We start from the raw sequence: 17,312 nt of genomic DNA, 5'->3' as shown, positions 1-17,312 counted from the left end.
TTTTTAGAAACTCAAAACTACCAAAAGGCCAGTTGCTGATAAAAATTCGATGTCCAAATTGTTTGAATATGGTAGATAAAGACCATCAAATGGATAAAGGATGCGTTCTTCAATTTCAAAATTACCATCTAACGTAAATGCAAATACGTTTTTGTGGTCTGGGCCAGTTTGTAATTCAAAATCATGTTTTCCAGCAAATGCACCGAAGTAGAACTGAAAATCAGTAGCTAAATCGGTGCCTACAGGATACATCTTGTTTTTCTCAAATGAAGATGTAAATGGAAGATCCACGATATGAGGTAGTGTAGGAGTGTGTATTGTCGAATTAAGTCCAAATTCTTGAAAGGTCACTGGGCCTTCAGTTTCGGACGATGCCCTTATATGAATTGCCGTACTATTTCCAGGATTGCATATTAAGATTGTCCCAACGGGTACCGTGTAGGTTTGGCCATTCATTGTTACAAGTAGATCCCCAATCAAAGGAATCAAAAGCGAGACCGTACCTTTATTGGTCGGGAGATCCAAAGTGCCTTGAGGCGCAACTTCCCAGTTATTGACCTGTTGAAGTCGACCAATAGCTTCCCGGTGAGGAGCAGCAAAGGAGCCATAATTGAGGGTGCTCCTGACTAAATGTGTTCCGGTAGATGTTTCCCCTCGCTGTTCCGCGATATAGATTCTAATATCCTGCATGATCAGGCTGTTAAGCATTAACATGAATCGTCATTTTCATTTGGAAACCTTCAGATAAGGATCCTGTGACCGTAGACATTTCTTTGGTAACACCATCGCTGAATACGTTGTCATTGGCATTATAGGTATATCCTGAAACACCTTTTTTGTAACCATAAGATGAACCTGTATTATTGACTTCAAGACACAGGCTATCTTGAAAAGCGATTTGTGTCACTAATAGCGATTTACCGGTAGCATCATATACATGGACGTGAATATGTGTTGCTCGGCCTTGATACCAGCCCGGAAAGATGGTTTGGAAAGAAACAAGTCCATTGGCATTGGTAACTTGTCTACCACGATACCAATTGACAGACTGATAGTTGCTGGATTGCATTTGTGTTCCACCATATTGCGAGTAATTACCTTCCACATCACAATGCCATATATCCACTAAGGCACCTTCTAGTGCCGCACAGTTATTATTTGTATTGACAATAGTAATTAAACCGAGCATATTAGCCCCAATACCATCACCTTTGCGTATATCTGAGCGGACATAACTTGAAGGTGTTTTTGTCGGAAAGGGCCCTTCGGTTTCAGATGGTGTCACACTACAGCTTGAATCGACATTGACGTCAGTGCCCTCGTCCGTGGTTGATGCGGTATCGTCTTTCTTGCAGGCTGCCCAGACCATTGGACCTGTAAATGCCAGCAATGATAAGGTTTTTATAAAATTTTTGCGTTCCATATCTCTTCTTTTTTATGAATGGAAGCAAGGTAGTGGACGGAGATGTAAAATAATGTTAAGTGTCGATAAAGAGGCTTATTGCATCGACGAATCACGTAAACATTTGATCACTTCATTATAGTACCCATCGCCGACTTTCAATGTGAAGTTGGGTAATTGTATTTTACGTTGTGAAAACGTAATGATGTGTTTGACCGCGATAACAAAACTGCGATGAATGCGGATAAACTGATTTGGCGGTAAACGATCCAACATGGCTTTCATCGTCGACAAAGTCAATATTGTTTTTCCTTGTATGAGATGAATTTTGATATAATCTTGCATGCTTTCCAAACACTCAATTTCATCAAGGTAGATTTTGATGCGTTGATATTCCACATTAACGATTAAGAAAGGGCGATGGCTCTGTGAAGCTGAACGTGTCATTGCCTTATCGATAGCCCGTTCAAAACGAGTGAAGTCAAATGGTTTGAGAAGATAGTCTACTGAATCAAGTTCAAATCCATCTATCGCATATTCTTTATGTGCCGTAGTGAAAATCAATAAGGGTCTTGGATTTAAGTTTTTTGCAAAATCAATACCGTTGATTTCGAGCATATCAATATCCAAAAAAATCAAATCAACACTGTTATTGGCGAGATACAACTTCGCTTCATGGGGGTTATTGAAGGTTCCAGCAAGCTGTATAGCGGGATGCTTTGCTGTGAACGTAGAAATAACACGAAGAGCCAATGGTTCATCGTCAAGAGCTATGCAAGTTAACATCGATTAAATTAAGATAGACTGCTTTATGTATACATAATCGTATAGCCTAATATAAAAACAATTTATGGAGAAATATAGAGGATAAGCTGAACAAAAAAAGAATGATCCTCCTGTTGGATCGTCAGGCGGTGCCTGTCGGCATAAAAATGTTCCAATAGACGTTGAACATTTTTAAGGCCTGTTCCTGTGCGGTGTTGTTCGGTTGACTGTGTAGCAATGCTATTCTTTACATTTAATGTGCAGGATGTTGGCGTTAGAATGACCTCAAAACTTAATTGGCAGGGCTCTATGGTGCTTAATCCATATTTGAACGCATTTTCAACAAAAGGAAGCAGCACAAATGCGTGTATCGTTTTAGGGTGTTCGAGCCCCGTATAGTGTTCACTGATCGAACAATTCGGGCCAATGCGTAGCTTTTGGAGATTGATAAAATCTTGTATAGCCTGGATTTCGATCTTGATGTCAATCGTATCACTGTGCCGTTCATCCATGTAATAACGCATTAATTGCGAAAGACGATGAATACTACTTGCGACGGCATCATCATTGGTCAGTGCCAATGCGTAAATATTATTTAAGGTATTAAACAAGAAGTGGGGGTGGACTTGCGCTTTTAAAAAGGAAAGTTCGGCCTTCATACGGTCTTGTTCGACCAATTGCATTTTTTGCTGCGTTTCCATCCAATAGGTTACGATTCTATAGAGCGCGGCAAGGCTAATAGTTAACAGGAAAATATACACAGAAGCGATATCGATAGGTTGTGGCCGTTGTCCCGGGGATTGCCCTGGACCTCGGTATGGGAAATGCCTAGCAGATGGTGGCGGTGGAAAATCAGGATGATGCCTAGGTGAAAATTCTCTGTCCCCAGGGGTCGGTAATTGTTGACGTCCAATACGCATCAGCCGGTCAAAGGGCTGAAGATAGCAAGCTAGTAACAAACCTGTCAAAATAATGGAGATTCCGTAACTGATAAATTTTCGATGCTTTATGCTGTATGGAATCAGTACATAGGCATTGACATAAAATAGGATTAAAAAACAGCCTGTGAAAATCCAAAATGCCGGTGCAAAAAGTATTTCCTTAATTTCCAATTGACCGTTGTTAAAAAATAGTACTGGAAAGGATAAGAAAATAAGCCAGGCGAGTCCATGGATCAATATGGAGATTTGTTTTTGTCCTAAGATACGTTTTGATGTGCTATAAGCAGATTTGTCCATGGAGCTTGCTATTTTAGCTTTTATAAAAGGGGACTCTGATCCTAAAAATACACAAAAAGATTAGATCGTATTTTTAAAATGTTAAAATATACATCTCATTTTATAATAGTTCATTTAAATGGAAAGGAATGGTGGTCAATTATTGCCGTTTTTTTACACAATCGATTGATATACATTTCCTTTCTTTTTCTGTAAATCTAAGCCTTATCTTCATCAAATAATCCAGTTTCACAAACCGATACCATCTTTATTCAATAGTAAAGTGCAGCATAAAGGTAGCTGATAAATTGAATTTCGGAACTAATAAAGTAGTCGGTTTCGCGAAGTATTAGAATGTAATAGCATCTCGAGTTTATGACGAATATGAATAACCGCAGGTAGTATAACTAGCTTAAGGTTGATATATAAATTGATAAAAAAAATAAAGTATGAAAAGAAAACACTTTATCCAGTATCTCTTTCTGGGAGCTTTATCCTGTCTTTCGATAAGCGGTATCGCACAGACAGCAGGGAAGACGTATGCCGTTCCTCTAGCCGGGAACGCTTTCATCACCGCAGGGCAAGCCGGTGATGCGGAAATTTCCGGTCGTAATGGCCTCGTAAAATGGTCAAGCAATCAGGAAGTGGCATCGGTTTATTTTCGGGCTCAGAAAGCAGGGAAATTGACATTAAAGCTGAAAGCGAAAAATGATGCTGGGAAATCTAAAATAGAAATTGACGCACTAGGGAAAAAAGCCGTTGTAGATGTTGAAGGAAATGAACTTGCCGAAACAGCTCCGCTGTCCATTGAAATAAAGGCTCCCGGTTATGTTCGGGTCGACTTAAAAGGAGTCAGTAAATCGGGCAGTAATTTTGCTAATGTGACAGAACTACTTGTTAGCGGTGAAGCCGCGTCAGAAGGACTTATCTATTCTGATAACCCCGACTATTACTACTGGTCCCGAAGAGGACCTTCCTGTCATCTTAATTATACCGTTCCTACGGAGGGCAACGTGAGTTACTATTATAATGAAGTTACCGTCCCTCAAGGCGAAGATAAAGTTGGTTCCTATTTTATGGCGAATGGTTTTGGCGAAGGCTACTTTGGTATACAGGTTAATTCAGAAACCGAGCGACGTATCTTATTTTCCGTATGGAGTCCATTCCATACAGATGATCCGAAAAGTATTCCAGATGAGCAAAAAATCCATCTACTAAAAAAAGGAAAGGATGTGCATTCGGGCGAGTTTGGAAATGAAGGGTCAGGCGGGCAGAGTTACCGCAAGTACTTTTGGAAAGCAGGTATAACCTATAAGTTTCTCTTGAAAGGTGTGCCCGATGGAAGAGGAAATACCGACTATACCGCCTGGTTTTTTGTACCTGAAGAGAATGCATGGAATGTGATCGCAAGCTTCAAACGTCCGCAGACAAATACCTACCTGAAACGATTCCATAGTTTCTTGGAGAACTTTAGTCCGAATCAAGGCTACCTGGGTAGAAAGGTTGAGTTTGGCAATCAATGGGTCTATGATGGGCAATGGAAAGCTGTACAAGCGGCTTCTTTCAGTGTGGATAATACCTATCGTGCAAATCAGCGCATTGATGCAATCGGCGGCATCAACAAAAACGGATACTTTCTTAGAAATGGTGGTTTCTTTAGTGACGTTGTTAAGCAAGGAAGTAAGTTTGAATTCCGGAATAAAAATAATGCACCAGAAATTGATTTTGACAAACTACCTTAATCAAAAAGGAATAAAGACGATGCCTTATTGTTGCTCAAAGTTTATCCTAAACAAAAAAGAGTCGCATTTCAATGCGACTCTTTTTTGTTTTGTACAGCTCTGGATTTATTTTTCAGACAGTTTGATATCACGTTCTACCGAAACATTATCTCCGGTAACAGCATTACCATCCTTATCTACTAGAGTCAATTTTACTTTATTGTTGCCCATTGGCAGGCCTTTTATCTCATATGGGCCCCATTTGTCCAATGTAAATGTCTGGCCATTGATATCTGCAATTACCTTGTTGCCATCTGGAGCAAGTTTGGTATTGATTACGTAAAAATCTAACAGGAGATTTTTTGTTTCATCTCCTTTATACTCACCTTTAGGTCGAGAATAGAAAAGTGATGATTCCTTTGGTGTTGCATCCGTCGTCAATTTACCCGTTGCATCAATCTTAAATTTTACCAATTTAGAAGCTTCAGTGGTTTTTATGGATTCATGATAGGATCTTGATAAAAATGAGAGCAGGTAATGTTCCGAATTTAACGGTACTGTTACAGAGTTCTCGGGCTTGTAGAGAGCCGTGTAAGGTTTATTGTCTAAAATAAAATGAATATGTTGCCCATCATGCGAATTTGCCATATGGGCAGCATGGGCATCATCGGTCATCTCCGTTAATTTGAAATTCTTAATCGCATATTTTACAGTTACTTTTGCGGAGTCTGTTCCTACCTTTTCTGCAGTGATCGAGGCGATCTGCAGATCAGCTCCAGGAAATTCTTTCGAGTCTGCAATAGGACTAACGGTGATTGAGTCCATTTTCTGTGCAGTATTTGTGTCCATACTGCTGCTTGAGTCAGCTCCACCTGTACTTTTCGTAGATGAGTTGTTACACCCGATAGCGCCTACCATGAGCGCTACTGCAGCAGTAATACCGATAATTCTGTAATACTTCATAATTTTTTTGTTTAATTTTTTAATCATTCAGCATCTTAAGTAACAGTCTATGTTCCTATTTTGTTTGTAATAAGGTTAAAAATAGGCCGTTTGGGCTACTCATTGAAGTTTAATACACAGTGAATTAAATATTTTTAAAAAAATAGTCATATTAGATGTAATAAATCGATAAGCTGAAATGTCTTGATAATATAAAAGGCACAGGTGATACGGAGATGGGGCAAAAGCCGATTAGAAGATTAAAATAGCGTAAGTCTCAATATTGACGATAACATGAACCAAGAGCAATTTAAAAATACCGTTTTCATCCATAAGGATAAGCTATTTCGCTTTGCGAAACGGATCTTGGTTGATGATGATGAGGCTTTTGATGCGGTACAAAATGTGATGATGCGGTTGTGGCAATTAAAAGATCAGCTGCTTCAATATAAAAATATGGAAGCCTTCTGCATGCAGAGTGTTAAAAATGAAGCGCTCAATCGTCTAAAAAAAGATAAGGTCAGGGCAGACTTTGTTGAGCAGCATCAGGTTGTTACCATGACGGAACATACTGTTGGGAATACGAAAGAAATTATCCTTGAAATGATCAATTCCCTTCCCGAAAAACAACGGCTTGTTATGCATCTGCGCGATGTTGAGGATTATGACATCGATGAAATCGGTGAAGTATTGGAGATGGGCGAGTCTGCGGTAAGAGTTAATCTGATGCGTGCTAGACAGAAGGTAAAAGAACAATTGACAAAATTATTCGATTATGAAACCATGAGGATTTATTCTGATAAGAAATAAACCCGATTGTTTCATCGTCTTTGAAAATAAGATGAACAGTGATGAAAGATAAGAAATTAAAAGAATTGGAAGAGAAGTACTTTAATGGCCAGTCGTCATTAGAGGAAGAAAGAGCATTGAAAAGCTCGGATGATGCTTTTTTTCAATCATTGAATCAGGAAAAGAATAGGACAATGGATTGGTCCTTTGAGGACTTCCAAAGTGAGATCAATGATGATAAGAAACGTATTATCTGGTGGAATAATAGCTGGATAAAATATGCAGCAGCAGCCATGTTGTTAATGGCTATTGGAATTGCACTATTCCTAAATCAGGAACCAACAACGCGAGTACCTGTACTTGCCGAAAAGGAAATGAAAGAGCTAAAATCCGCGGACAAGAAGCTGATCGAACAACAAAATGAAGAAACGGTAGTTTCCAATGCTAATGATGGGACCCCTTCGGTGGAAAGCGGTAAGACGTTACAGATCGCAGAAACGCTCAAACATTCTAAAGTTAAAAAACGAGCGAAGGCATGGACTGAAAAGAAGAAAATAGTTGCTGAAAGTCTGCAATCAGTCGAAAGTGAACCCTATCAGGCAGATTATGTGGTTTTGAATGGGAAACCTGTCGCGAACGAACAGGAAGCTGTTGAACTGACCCTAAAATCTTTAGGCTTACTGGCAAATAATCTGGAAAATGGTGTAGATAAAGCAATGAATATAAAACAAATGTCAATAACGATTAACTAAAATAAAATGAAAGGTTTTTTAATAGCTTGCCTTCTACTTGTAGCAAGTATGGCAAATGCACAAATTTCAAAATTGGATAAACTTTTTGAACAATATCAAGGAAAGAAAGGTGTGACAACACTCAAAATCGGGGCGCCGATGTTCAAGCTATTGGGTAATTTGAAAATAGACGATGAGGATATGCAGACAATTACACCACTACTTAAGAATGTTAAATCGTTGCGGATGCTGATTGTTGAAGATGGGGAGGATAAAGCCTTAACAGGTATTATTCAAGGGGCAGTTTCAAATTTAAAGTATGAAGAACTCATGTCGCTCAATAATGAAGGTCAGGATATCCGGTTCATGGTCGAAAATATGTCTGCAAATGCCGACATCTTAAACAATCTGTTACTAACGATCAACGGAGATGGGCAAAATCTATTTATGATCCTTGACGGGGCTATACCGTTGAAAGACGTGACTAGCTTGGTCAACGAAGGGAACAATAAAGTGAGTAAGAATAAAGGTGATAACAACAAAAAGTAGAAGATTATGAAAAGATTACTAACCTTGTTGTGCCTAGTTGGCGTTCTTTTCTCCATGCAGTCATGCATGATAAAAAAAGCCTCCAATATGGATTTCGTCAGCCGGTCTAATGTATCGGACGACGCTGAGATTGTTGCCATTAATTTACCGATGTGGTTAACAAAACCCTTTATGAAAAAAGCCTTAAAGGACGATAATGATGAAGAGTCTCGTGCAATGGCTGAAATTGTAAAGAAATTAAAGAAGTTCAGAATGCTGACACTTTCAAATAATGACAAAACGAAGAATGCACGGATTTTGGACGATTACCATAAGTTTTTGAAGAAGAACAAATTTGAGGAATTACTGGTTATTAACACGGATGGACAGGAGATTTCGCTGAATGCGCGTATTGATAAGAATAATGTTATTCAGCGGGTTTCTCTACTCGTTCATGATAACGAAGATGAAAGTGTTTTTATGGATATCAAAGGTAAGTTTTCATTGGATGAACTTATTGCCGGACTAAATAAGATGAAATCTAAAGATAAGAAGCTGGCAAACAAACTCTAATAAGCACGTTGATTCGAGCCTATACTTCCACTAACCTATAAAAAAAGCCCTCTAGTAATATACTGGAGGGCTTTTTTATAGTAGTTTGATTTTATGCACTAAAGACAATGTCTAAAGCATCGAAAATATGTTTTTTTGCCTGGTCAAGATCCGCTGCTGTATGTGCATCAGAAACAAAGCCTACTTCATAGCCTGAAGGACCAAAATATACGCCACGATTTAACAATTCGCGGTGCATAATTTTATAAGATTCCATCGATTTAGGATCGATTTCACTCGCTTTTTTAATTTCGTGCTGTTCTGTGAAGGCAAACCAAAAAATAGAAGCCACATGGAAAAGTTGAACTTTATATCCTTTCTCCGCAATATAAGTACGCATATCATTGACGAAAGCTTCTGTTTTGGCATTTAAATTTGTGTAGAAATCCTTTTGTGCCAAGATACCTAATGCGGCAATGCCGGCAGCCATAGCAACTGGATTTCCGGATAAAGTTCCGGCTTGGTAAACTGCACCATCAGGAGATATACAGGCCATCAATTCTTTTGAGGCTCCATAGGCACCAACAGGCATTCCGCCACCAATAATTTTGCCGTAGGTAATAATATCTGGTTGTACGTCATAGTAAGCCGAAGCACCTTCAAAACCAATACGGAATCCCGTGATCACTTCATCCATAATCAACATTGCACCATGTTCTTTGGTGATATTACGTAAGAAGTGAACATATTCCTTAGATTGCAACAATAAGCCATTGTTTGCAGGTATACCCTCAATAATAACTGCGGCAATCTGATCTTTAAATTCTGCAAAAGCAGCTTCTAAAGCTTGCTTATCGTTTAATTCGATAACAATGGTTTCGTCTGCAAATGCTTTAGGTACACCAGCCGATGATGTCTCACCAAAAGTGACCAAACCAGAACCCGCTTTAACCAAAAGAGAATCGGAGTGGCCATGATAACAGCCATCAAATTTGATGATCTTATCACGTTTCGTGTAGCCTCTAGCCAAACGGATTGCAGACATTACGGCCTCAGTTCCGGAACTGACAAAGCGAATTTTCTCAATAAACCTATTGTTTTCGATAATCAACTCAGCCAGTTGGTTCTCCAACGCAGTGGGAGCGCCAAAACTTAAGCCTTTCCCGAGTTGTGCCGCTACAGCTTCACGAACTTGATCATTATTGTGCCCTAAAATTAAGGGGCCCCATGAACAACAAAAATCGATGAATTCATTTCCGTCAGCATCCCACAGGTGTGCTTTATCGCCACGCTCAATAAATAATGGGGTACCATATACGGATTTGAAAGCCCTAACAGGAGAGTTTACGCCTCCAGGGAAATATTGTTTTGCTTTTTCAAATAGCTCAGCAGATTTTGCTCTTGAAATATCAGGTGCTTGCATAGTCTATGTATTTGAATGCGAAGTTATCTTTTTTTAAGAAGATAAGTCTCATAGAAACGTAAGGAATCCATAATAGCCTGATATTAGCTATTTAAATTGAGTAACAGCTTCTTTTTTTAGCAATTTTATTTCCTGTTTATTGACAAACAGGATAATCTCATTTGCTGACTTAATTTCAATCTCAAAAGCCGTCTTGTTATCACTATATTTTCCAAAAAGATTTGGACTAAAAAAGTAGCCACTAAATTTTCTGCGATTTAATATAGCAATGCTATCTACTTTCTGATGAATTGAGGTCTGGGGACCCTGAGGGTTTGAATTTGAAAAGGTAAATAAGGCGTCACCATTCTTATTAAATGTGATTGATTTCAGCTTAGCGTTGTCCGCAATCCAATTGCCTTCCAAAAAGAAGTAAAAGGTAGTTTAATGTATGGAGGGAGCCAATAAAAGGAAACTGCTGATTATGATACTTTTTAACATAATAAGGCGCATTATAATTTTCTGTTTGACCGCAATGTCGTAAAAAGGTTTAAATAATATTTTAAAAAAACAGAAGCTCGAAAATGAATTCCCGAGCTTTTGTTAGTTAAATTCCGATTATCGAAGATAATCTGGAAGTTGTTAAATAAAACCTTTCTCCAATACTTCTTTGGAGTGGTAGGATAAGATTGCTGTAGCGCCAGCACGTCTGAAGCTCAATAACGTTTCTAGGATGACACGTTCGTCTAACCAGCCGTTTTGAATTGCCGCCTTTAACATCGCATATTCTCCACTGACATTATATACTGCAATTGGTAGATCGAAGTTGTCTGCAAGAAGTTTAACGATATCTAAGTAGGGAAGTCCTGGTTTCACCATCAGAAAATCCGCTCCTTCCTGTGCGTCGAGCTGTGCTTCAATAAGCGCCTCTTTTGCATTGGCAGGATTCATCTGGTAGGTCTTTTTATCGCCATGCTTGGGTGCTGAGCCTAAGGCATCTCTAAAAGGACCATAATAGGCCGAAGCATATTTTGCCGTATACGACATCAAAGAAACGTTAGTAAAACCATTATGGTCCAATAGCTCACGGATGTAACCGATGCGGCCATCCATCATATCTGATGGTGCAATGATATCTGCACCTGATTGTGCATGTGCCAAGGCCATTTTGCCCAATACCTCTAATGTCTCATCGTTTAGGATCTCACCGTTTTCGACAATTCCATCGTGCCCGTCACTGCTGTAAGGGTCCATGGCAACATCCGTTACGATACAAGCCTCCGGAAAATTTTTCTTTACCGCAGCAATTGCACGTAAGTATAAACTTCCATCACGGTAGCTTTCTGTAGCATATTTGTCTTTTAATGACTCTTCAATGTTAGGGAAAAGATCAAATGAACGTAAGCCCAACTTCAGGCAACTTTCCACTTCCTTCAATAGATTGTCTATTGAATAGCGATAGATGCCTGGCATCGATTTAACCTCAGTTTTTTGATTTTGCCCATCGACGATAAAAAGTGGGAAAATCAAATTTGACGCGTCTAAACGTGTCTCTTGAATCATGTCGCGAATCACGGCAGATTTACGATTTCTTCTCGGACGTTGTAACATTATATTAAGATTATATATGATCTATGTTGTTTATTTCAAAGTCAGTGGAATCGTTTACCGACGTTGAAATACAAACTACTTTATACGATTCTAATACTCCAATCCAAAAACGGCTTCAGAAAGACCTATTTCATCTGGAGAATAAGGAAGTGCATAAGGGACATTCATCTCATCAAACTTTGCACCGGTAGAGCGGCCAATACAGATTACTTTTTGGCCTGGTTCCAGTAGGTTGTCTGCAAAATATGCTTCCACATTGCTCGGACTGGTAAAGACCAATACCTCCGCATTGGATGGATCTACATTTTCTTCTAAGACCGTTTCATATACCGGTATATTGATAATTTTTGTCTCCGGGCTTAATGCTTTTTGGATCGTCTCCAAAGATTCCTTCGCACGTGGTATAAGCACGGTACCACCATTGGCCAATTCAGCAAATTTCTTCGCAATTTCCTCCATATTGATGCCCTCACTGTCGCCAGAGAAATCAGCAACGCGGTCATATTTGCGCAAAATCTCTTCCGAGCCACGGCCAATGACACCAATCTTGGTCTTTTTGCTCAAACGTGGCTCTAAATTGAAAAAGTGCTCAATACCATTCTTGCTTGAAAATATAATCCAATCCACGTGTTTTAGGATAAAAGGATCCAATTTGTTGATGATGGGGAATATTTTGATCAAAGAGCGGCCCTCAATAGTAATATTGTGCTTGGCCATTGCTCTTGCGAAATAGGAATTTTCGTCTACCTCCCGGGAAATAAATACAGATTGTGGCAATTTTCTATCCTTTGCATATTTGCTGAAAATACGCTCCGCTAACCGCGTCGCATCGGTATCTCTAAGGTAAACACGGTCAGGAAAATCTTCGCTTGTGTCAGCAATAGAGGCCCAAGCTTCGTATTCATCACCGCTTTTACGGCAATAACAGCCTAATGGCGCATGACATCCCGCGTCAAATTTATTTAATACCAAACGTTCTACGGAGATTGTTTTTGCTACTTCTTCATTGTTTAAGGGCTGTAAAGCGTCAAAAAGTTCCTTGTCAACTTCACGGATCTGAATAGCAAGTACTCCTTGCGCCGGTGCCGGGATAATTTCAACAGGAGGAATCTCTTCCACATGAAAATCTGTAATATCCATTTCAATACGGCTAATACCTGCCTTTGCAAGTACGATAGCATCGTATTGCTCATCACGTAGCTTCTGGATTCTTGTCTGTAAATTACCACGGAGATCGTCAAATTCTAGATCCGGACGTAGCGCCGAGATCTGCGCTTTTCTACGGTTGGATGATGTCCCAACAGTCGCATTGTGTTTTAATGAAAGACGTTTTTTGATATCCACACAATCTTTGTGGATAATCAATAATTCAGCGGGATCTTCACGCTCAGAAACCGCTGCAATGATCAATCCCGGAGGGTTGACCGTAGGTAAATCTTTGTGTGAGTGTACAGCTAAATCAATGGTCCCGCTTAAAAGCTCCTCTTCAAGCTCTTTGGTGAAAAATCCTTTGCCTTCTAATTTATCCAAACGAAGGTGTTGAATGATATCCCCTTGTGTTTTAATGACTTTTAATTCTGCTTCAATTCCGATTTCTGCCAATCGATCTTTTACAAAATTTGCCTGCCACATGGCAAGAACACTTCCCCGGGTACCAATAATTAGTTTTCTATTCACGTTAATTTTACTTTACCTATTAAAACAATCACAAAATGTTCCCCCAGTAGCGACGTATTCAACTAGCACAGCATGTGTTTTAATTCAATTGAGCCCCGGAAATAAACAATTTCGGAAAAATGTGTTTAATACCATTAATCAGAGCAAAAATAAATAAATAGAAGGAATATGTTGACACGTTACTGTCATTATATGTCAGGAAATAATTGACAAACCGAAATTTAAAGAAACAGTCAAAGGATAGCTCCGGGTGACGGGCACAGATTCATTCCGCTAATAGGCATTGGTACAAAACCTAGGGAAGCAACAAAAAGTAATAGAATATAACGCTGTTCGAAGAGGAAGCTTAGTATTAGTTTTTTTCCGTTTCTGGAGTTTTAACCAAAATTTCTTTCGCCATAACCATTGGAACCTTGATGTATTTCTTTTCCATGTAGTTGATGACTTTTTCCAATACTTCTCTCGCTTCAGGGGTTAGGGCTTGAACCTCTTGAGCAAAAACCTCATTTAGCGCAAATGATTTAATTTCTTTAATCTTTTCAGGAACCTCACGCATAGCAACCTCTACACGTCGCTGTTTGATTAAAGGTAAAAATTCTTGGATATTGTCCTGTATAATCTTTTCGGCACTCTCCAATTCGTTATAACGCTCTTGGATGTTTTTCTCCGCAATAGCTTGTAAGCTGCTTACTTCGATATAATGAATCGGATTGTTTTGGAGAACTTCAGCATCAATATCATTCGGAACGGCTAAGTCAATGATTATTTTCTTATCCGTTTCTCCGTTTAATAAGGATTGATAAAGTGTGTTGTCAATAATGGAGGTCGGAGCACCTGTGCAAGTAATTAAAATATCAAAGCCTTCTTTGTACTGATCAATATCAGCTAGGGGATAAGCTTCAGCATTTAATTCTTCGGCTAAGGCCTTTGCGTTCTCTATTGTGCGGTTGAAAATAACGAACTTAGCTTTTTGGTTCTTTTGGAAATATTTCGCTAAGTTCTGATTGGTTTCTCCAGAACCGATAATGACGATTCTAGGGTTTTCAACCAGTTTTAGTTCGCGCAATTTGCGATAGGCAAGCGAGACAACGGAAATTGGGTTTCTGGAAATTTTAGTATAGGTGTATACTTCTTTAGCCGTTTTTACGAGACGATCCATCATCAGACGTAGAAAATCTCCAGTAAAACCAGCTTCTCTACAACGATCATAGGCCCGACGTACCTGTGCCAAAATTTCTTTTTCACCAACAACAAGACTTTCAAGTGAACATGACATCCGAAGCAGGTGGTTTAAAGCATCCATACCCTCGTATTTGTTGACCTGTCCTAAATAACATTGTAGTCTCTCCTGAGGAACACAGAAGTTCAATTTTCCCATAAAATCAGCAATGAATTCATGGGTCAATTCGTGAGCACCATAAAATACAAACTCTACTCGGTTACAAGTACCAATATAAAAGATCTCTGGAATGTCTAGGCTATGCTTTAGATTGATGAGGCGACTTTCTAAATCCTCATTGCAGATCACTAGATTACCTAGATCTTTTAGTTCGACATGTTTATGAGTAAACGCTAATACTTTAAGATTTTTCAAAGCTCTAATCCCTCGCTTATATTTAACGGTACAAATGTAGCTTAAAAGCTTTGTGCTTGTGTCAAAAATCTGTCAAAGGGATTAATTTAGAAAGATTTTAAATAGCTGATTTTGATGGTTATATGTCTGTAATTCAGGTGTTTGTTTTGCGTATCAATATCGAATGATTTTCGTCACGATCTGTCGTGACGAAAATTTTAAGCGATAAAATACGATAAACTACTCTTTAATACCTGTATTTGTAGTTGCAGAGTCGATGGTGACATCTTGCAATTCTTCCACATAAGGCTCCTCTTCAGAAGTGGTAGCTTCCTGAATTTCACTATCACTGTATTGGTAATAGCTGTCGAAGGTCTTGCTGCTTTTATTGTAAATTAATGCGTACTTGGAATTTTTATTCTTGACAATAATTCCATCAGCAGGAGCAGGTACTAACTTCATCTCATCCATAAAAATTTTTTGTCCCTTTTTGAAGCTGTTGATGAGTGGCAGTTCGCTTGAATATTCCTTCCAGAATAAAATATCGCCTTTTGCTGAAATGATCCAGATGGCACTGCTCTGGTAGTCGTTCTTTTCTACCAAAAAAGCCATTTCTTTATTCCAACTGTCTGAATCGTTGCGATCGGTAAAGTTACCATAACAGAAAACAGATTTAGCACGATCTTTTATGCGTGTAAACTTGTATATAGGTTTATCATCTACAGGTTCAAGGTAGTTATTACCCATGAATATCTTTGTAATACCCCTTCTATAGCGTAACGGGATATTATCGTATTCGGGAATCGTGAAGATTGCATTGTTCCAGTGTTGATAGTCTTCCAGTGAACTCCAACCATCAGCATCTTCCAGATCTTTGGGATCTGCATTGTCAAACCCTACAACAGCTGTCGCGGTACTATCCACCTGCAGGCCGTCGATAGCTTGTCGATGGCTATAGTTGTAATATCCGCCACCCGCTAGGACAACCAATAGCACGACGCCAATAATGATATAGATCTTTTTCTTTTTATTAGGCTGTGCAGGTTGTTCTGCTGCGATTTCTTCAACTTCTCTTTTCATGTTTATTATTCGGCTTAAATGCTAAAAATTATATTCATCTCTTTTAAACAAGTGAAAACCAGATTTAAATGATTGATGATCTTTGGATTAGTCTTGTTTTTTATTTGTTCTAAGCGTTAATTGCGCTTAAAAATAGAATAATTTTTCAAAAAGTGAAATACAAGTTATATATGTGTCAATATTCAACTTATATTCGTAGCAGTTTTAAAGGAATTTGAACCATGATTATTATCAAAAAATACTTTGCCATTGTTGGACTAGTCATTTCTTTTTTGTCCAGCATGACACCATTCTTAAAAGTGCCTATTAAGGGAAATTGGAACTTATATCAGGTAGATGCCTACTTGTTCTTTATTACATTACTTATACTCGGGGTGACTGCCCTCTTGTTTTTTGTCCGTGCGGTTCGAGCTTATCAGTGGATGACCCGAGTGGCCGCCTGTTGGTATCTGTTGAGTATAACAGCGGTCTGGTTTAAGATCAATAATTATTTCGGCTGGGGATTTGCCGATAAATTGCTTTCTAAATCCCTGCACATGCGCTGGGGCTGGATTGTCTATTTGGTTGGCATCGTACTATTATTGTTGAGCACCAAGAAGGTTTCTGCGACAGCTGAATAAAATAAAGCCGTTTGGTATATAAAAAATAAGCTAGATGAAATTCATCTAGCTTATTTTTTATTTGGACGATGTGGTATGAAATGATTTTTCAACTTGTCCAGTCCTAAATCCTCTTCAATCTTATCCAGTTCGTAGGACCATATTTTTTCATCCAAAATTTCGTTCAGGACTTTTGGATTAGTTAGATCTACAGGACGTACACGCTGTTCTCTGTTGATTGGTGATGTCAGTTCCTGCAAACTAGCACTATGCCGTATGATCTGAAAACGGAAGGTAGGCCATTTCCCAACATTTGCAAAGTTGCCTGTATAAAACTGCATCGAATCGTGTGGCGGTATTTTATTGCTGAAAATACCTTTTACTTTATTCGCTGTAGCTTCAGCTACGGACACTAGGAGCTCAAAACTCGTTTCATTGATGATATGTAATTTGGCAAGTCCATCTTTGTGGTCTCCCGAAATTGCCAAAAGTATTCCTTTTTCGATAAATCGATGTGGTGTCAGTGGTGTCGCATGCTGGTCAAGTTCATCATCTGCTCGACGCATATTACCGAAGACAAGAGTGATTTTATCCATTGGCACCGGAATCTCAAAACCAGTGTCATCTGTAACGCCTACAATATCGTTGGGCTGCATGGATGTGATATGCCCCTCAATGGGCTCATCGACAAACCGTACTAAGTCGCCTATTCTAAATTTCATG

The 17,312-nt window shown here is 39.0% G+C and carries 17 protein-coding genes; 6 read left to right on the top strand and 11 right to left on the bottom strand.

Translation table 11 applies throughout. The features are described from left to right. Positions 1–3 precede the first annotated feature (3 nt). The 4 genes from B2O97_RS09560 to B2O97_RS09545 form a co-directional block, all read right to left on the bottom strand. Positions 4–690, bottom strand: coding sequence for a hypothetical protein (locus B2O97_RS09560; RefSeq protein WP_139144908.1), 687 nt, complete (start codon positions 688–690; stop codon positions 4–6). Positions 691–700: 10 nt separating this feature from the next. Beyond that, the gene (locus tag B2O97_RS09555) at positions 701–1,423 is read right to left on the bottom strand and encodes an intradiol ring-cleavage dioxygenase (RefSeq protein WP_070561986.1); all 723 of its coding nucleotides are present in this window, start codon (positions 1,421–1,423) and stop codon (positions 701–703) included. Between the two features lie 75 nt (positions 1,424–1,498). After that, on the bottom strand, positions 1,499–2,188 hold the full coding sequence (locus B2O97_RS09550) for a LytR/AlgR family response regulator transcription factor (protein ID WP_070561988.1): 690 nt from the start codon (positions 2,186–2,188) through the stop codon (positions 1,499–1,501). Positions 2,189–2,250: 62 nt separating this feature from the next. Continuing rightward, the gene (locus tag B2O97_RS09545; RefSeq protein ID WP_070561990.1) at positions 2,251–3,405 is read right to left on the bottom strand and encodes a sensor histidine kinase; all 1,155 of its coding nucleotides are present in this window, start codon (positions 3,403–3,405) and stop codon (positions 2,251–2,253) included. Positions 3,406–3,833: 428 nt separating this feature from the next. Here B2O97_RS09545 and B2O97_RS09540 point away from each other — a divergent pair, with 428 nt between their 5' ends. Beyond that, a complete protein-coding gene (locus B2O97_RS09540) occupies positions 3,834–5,126 on the top strand; it encodes a DUF3472 domain-containing protein (protein WP_070561991.1) in 1,293 nt (430 codons plus the stop codon). 105 nt (positions 5,127–5,231) lie between these two features. Here B2O97_RS09540 and B2O97_RS09535 read toward each other — a convergent pair whose 3' ends face one another. Next, a complete protein-coding gene (locus B2O97_RS09535; RefSeq protein WP_286710088.1) occupies positions 5,232–6,068 on the bottom strand; it encodes a hypothetical protein in 837 nt (278 codons plus the stop codon). A 273-nt stretch (positions 6,069–6,341) separates the two neighbouring features. On the opposite strand from B2O97_RS09535, the gene B2O97_RS09530 reads away from it, so the two are divergent. From B2O97_RS09530 to B2O97_RS09515, 4 genes are read left to right on the top strand one after another with little or no spacing between them, the layout of a single operon-like run. Continuing rightward, positions 6,342–6,857, top strand: a complete 516-nt coding sequence (locus B2O97_RS09530) for an RNA polymerase sigma factor (protein ID WP_286710087.1) — start codon at positions 6,342–6,344, stop codon at positions 6,855–6,857. Positions 6,858–6,898: 41 nt separating this feature from the next. After that, complete coding sequence (locus B2O97_RS09525; RefSeq protein WP_286710086.1) at positions 6,899–7,588, top strand: hypothetical protein; 690 nt, start codon at positions 6,899–6,901, stop codon at positions 7,586–7,588. 6 nt (positions 7,589–7,594) lie between these two features. Continuing rightward, the gene (locus B2O97_RS09520) at positions 7,595–8,116 is read left to right on the top strand and encodes a DUF4252 domain-containing protein (protein WP_046674926.1); all 522 of its coding nucleotides are present in this window, start codon (positions 7,595–7,597) and stop codon (positions 8,114–8,116) included. A 6-nt stretch (positions 8,117–8,122) separates the two neighbouring features. Continuing rightward, positions 8,123–8,668: a DUF4252 domain-containing protein gene (locus B2O97_RS09515; RefSeq protein ID WP_083295802.1), complete on the top strand. Its 546-nt coding sequence runs from the start codon at positions 8,123–8,125 to the stop codon at positions 8,666–8,668. 91 nt (positions 8,669–8,759) lie between these two features. Here the strand turns inward: B2O97_RS09515 and hemL are convergent, their stop codons facing one another. The 5 genes from hemL to B2O97_RS09490 all read right to left on the bottom strand — a co-directional run bounded on the left by hemL (position 8,760) and on the right by B2O97_RS09490 (position 15,990). Further along, complete coding sequence (gene hemL / locus B2O97_RS09510; RefSeq protein ID WP_046674928.1) at positions 8,760–10,070, bottom strand: glutamate-1-semialdehyde 2,1-aminomutase; 1,311 nt, start codon at positions 10,068–10,070, stop codon at positions 8,760–8,762. Between the two features lie 621 nt (positions 10,071–10,691). Then, positions 10,692–11,660 carry a porphobilinogen synthase gene (gene hemB / locus B2O97_RS09505; RefSeq protein WP_070561999.1) on the bottom strand — a complete coding sequence of 323 codons (969 nt, stop codon included), beginning with the start codon at positions 11,658–11,660 and terminating at the stop codon, positions 10,692–10,694. 90 nt (positions 11,661–11,750) lie between these two features. Next, entirely contained in the window at positions 11,751–13,337 is a 1,587-nt protein-coding gene (hemC, locus tag B2O97_RS09500) for a hydroxymethylbilane synthase (protein ID WP_070562001.1), read from the bottom strand. Between the two features lie 352 nt (positions 13,338–13,689). Continuing rightward, complete coding sequence (gene hemA / locus B2O97_RS09495) at positions 13,690–14,931, bottom strand: glutamyl-tRNA reductase (RefSeq protein WP_070562003.1); 1,242 nt, start codon at positions 14,929–14,931, stop codon at positions 13,690–13,692. Positions 14,932–15,150: 219 nt separating this feature from the next. Continuing rightward, positions 15,151–15,990, bottom strand: coding sequence for a hypothetical protein (locus B2O97_RS09490; protein WP_286767314.1), 840 nt, complete (start codon positions 15,988–15,990; stop codon positions 15,151–15,153). A gap of 221 nt (positions 15,991–16,211) precedes the next feature. On the opposite strand from B2O97_RS09490, the gene B2O97_RS09485 reads away from it, so the two are divergent. Continuing rightward, positions 16,212–16,610: a hypothetical protein gene (locus B2O97_RS09485; protein ID WP_070562007.1), complete on the top strand. Its 399-nt coding sequence runs from the start codon at positions 16,212–16,214 to the stop codon at positions 16,608–16,610. Positions 16,611–16,660: 50 nt separating this feature from the next. On the opposite strand, the gene B2O97_RS09480 is transcribed toward B2O97_RS09485, so the two are convergent. Then, the gene (locus B2O97_RS09480; protein WP_070562009.1) at positions 16,661–17,311 is read right to left on the bottom strand and encodes a hypothetical protein; all 651 of its coding nucleotides are present in this window, start codon (positions 17,309–17,311) and stop codon (positions 16,661–16,663) included. Position 17,312: the final 1 nt, after the last annotated feature.

The organism is Sphingobacterium sp. UBA865, assembly GCF_002295765.1.
Taxonomy (GTDB): domain Bacteria; phylum Bacteroidota; class Bacteroidia; order Sphingobacteriales; family Sphingobacteriaceae; genus Sphingobacterium; species Sphingobacterium multivorum.
Note: the sequence above shows the minus strand (reverse complement) of the source record. Positions and strands in the feature narration are given on the sequence as shown.

Excerpts from the sequence above, each read along its gene's own strand:
- B2O97_RS09560 (WP_139144908.1), bottom strand. The coding sequence starts at position 690 with ATGCAGGATATTAGAATCTATATCGCGGAACAGCGAGGGGAAACATCT.
- B2O97_RS09555 (WP_070561986.1), bottom strand. The coding sequence starts at position 1,423 with ATGGAACGCAAAAATTTTATAAAAACCTTATCATTGCTGGCATTTACA.
- B2O97_RS09550 (WP_070561988.1), bottom strand. The coding sequence starts at position 2,188 with ATGTTAACTTGCATAGCTCTTGACGATGAACCATTGGCTCTTCGTGTT.
- B2O97_RS09545 (WP_070561990.1), bottom strand. The coding sequence starts at position 3,405 with ATGGACAAATCTGCTTATAGCACATCAAAACGTATCTTAGGACAAAAA.
- B2O97_RS09540 (WP_070561991.1), top strand. The coding sequence starts at position 3,834 with ATGAAAAGAAAACACTTTATCCAGTATCTCTTTCTGGGAGCTTTATCC.
- B2O97_RS09535 (WP_286710088.1), bottom strand. The coding sequence starts at position 6,068 with ATGAAGTATTACAGAATTATCGGTATTACTGCTGCAGTAGCGCTCATG.
- B2O97_RS09530 (WP_286710087.1), top strand. The coding sequence starts at position 6,342 with ATGAACCAAGAGCAATTTAAAAATACCGTTTTCATCCATAAGGATAAG.
- B2O97_RS09525 (WP_286710086.1), top strand. The coding sequence starts at position 6,899 with ATGAAAGATAAGAAATTAAAAGAATTGGAAGAGAAGTACTTTAATGGC.
- B2O97_RS09520 (WP_046674926.1), top strand. The coding sequence starts at position 7,595 with ATGAAAGGTTTTTTAATAGCTTGCCTTCTACTTGTAGCAAGTATGGCA.
- B2O97_RS09515 (WP_083295802.1), top strand. The coding sequence starts at position 8,123 with ATGAAAAGATTACTAACCTTGTTGTGCCTAGTTGGCGTTCTTTTCTCC.
- hemL (WP_046674928.1), bottom strand. The coding sequence starts at position 10,070 with ATGCAAGCACCTGATATTTCAAGAGCAAAATCTGCTGAGCTATTTGAA.
- hemB (WP_070561999.1), bottom strand. The coding sequence starts at position 11,660 with ATGTTACAACGTCCGAGAAGAAATCGTAAATCTGCCGTGATTCGCGAC.
- B2O97_RS09490 (WP_286767314.1), bottom strand. The coding sequence starts at position 15,990 with ATGAAAAGAGAAGTTGAAGAAATCGCAGCAGAACAACCTGCACAGCCT.
- B2O97_RS09485 (WP_070562007.1), top strand. The coding sequence starts at position 16,212 with ATGATTATTATCAAAAAATACTTTGCCATTGTTGGACTAGTCATTTCT.
- B2O97_RS09480 (WP_070562009.1), bottom strand. The coding sequence starts at position 17,311 with ATGAAATTTAGAATAGGCGACTTAGTACGGTTTGTCGATGAGCCCATT.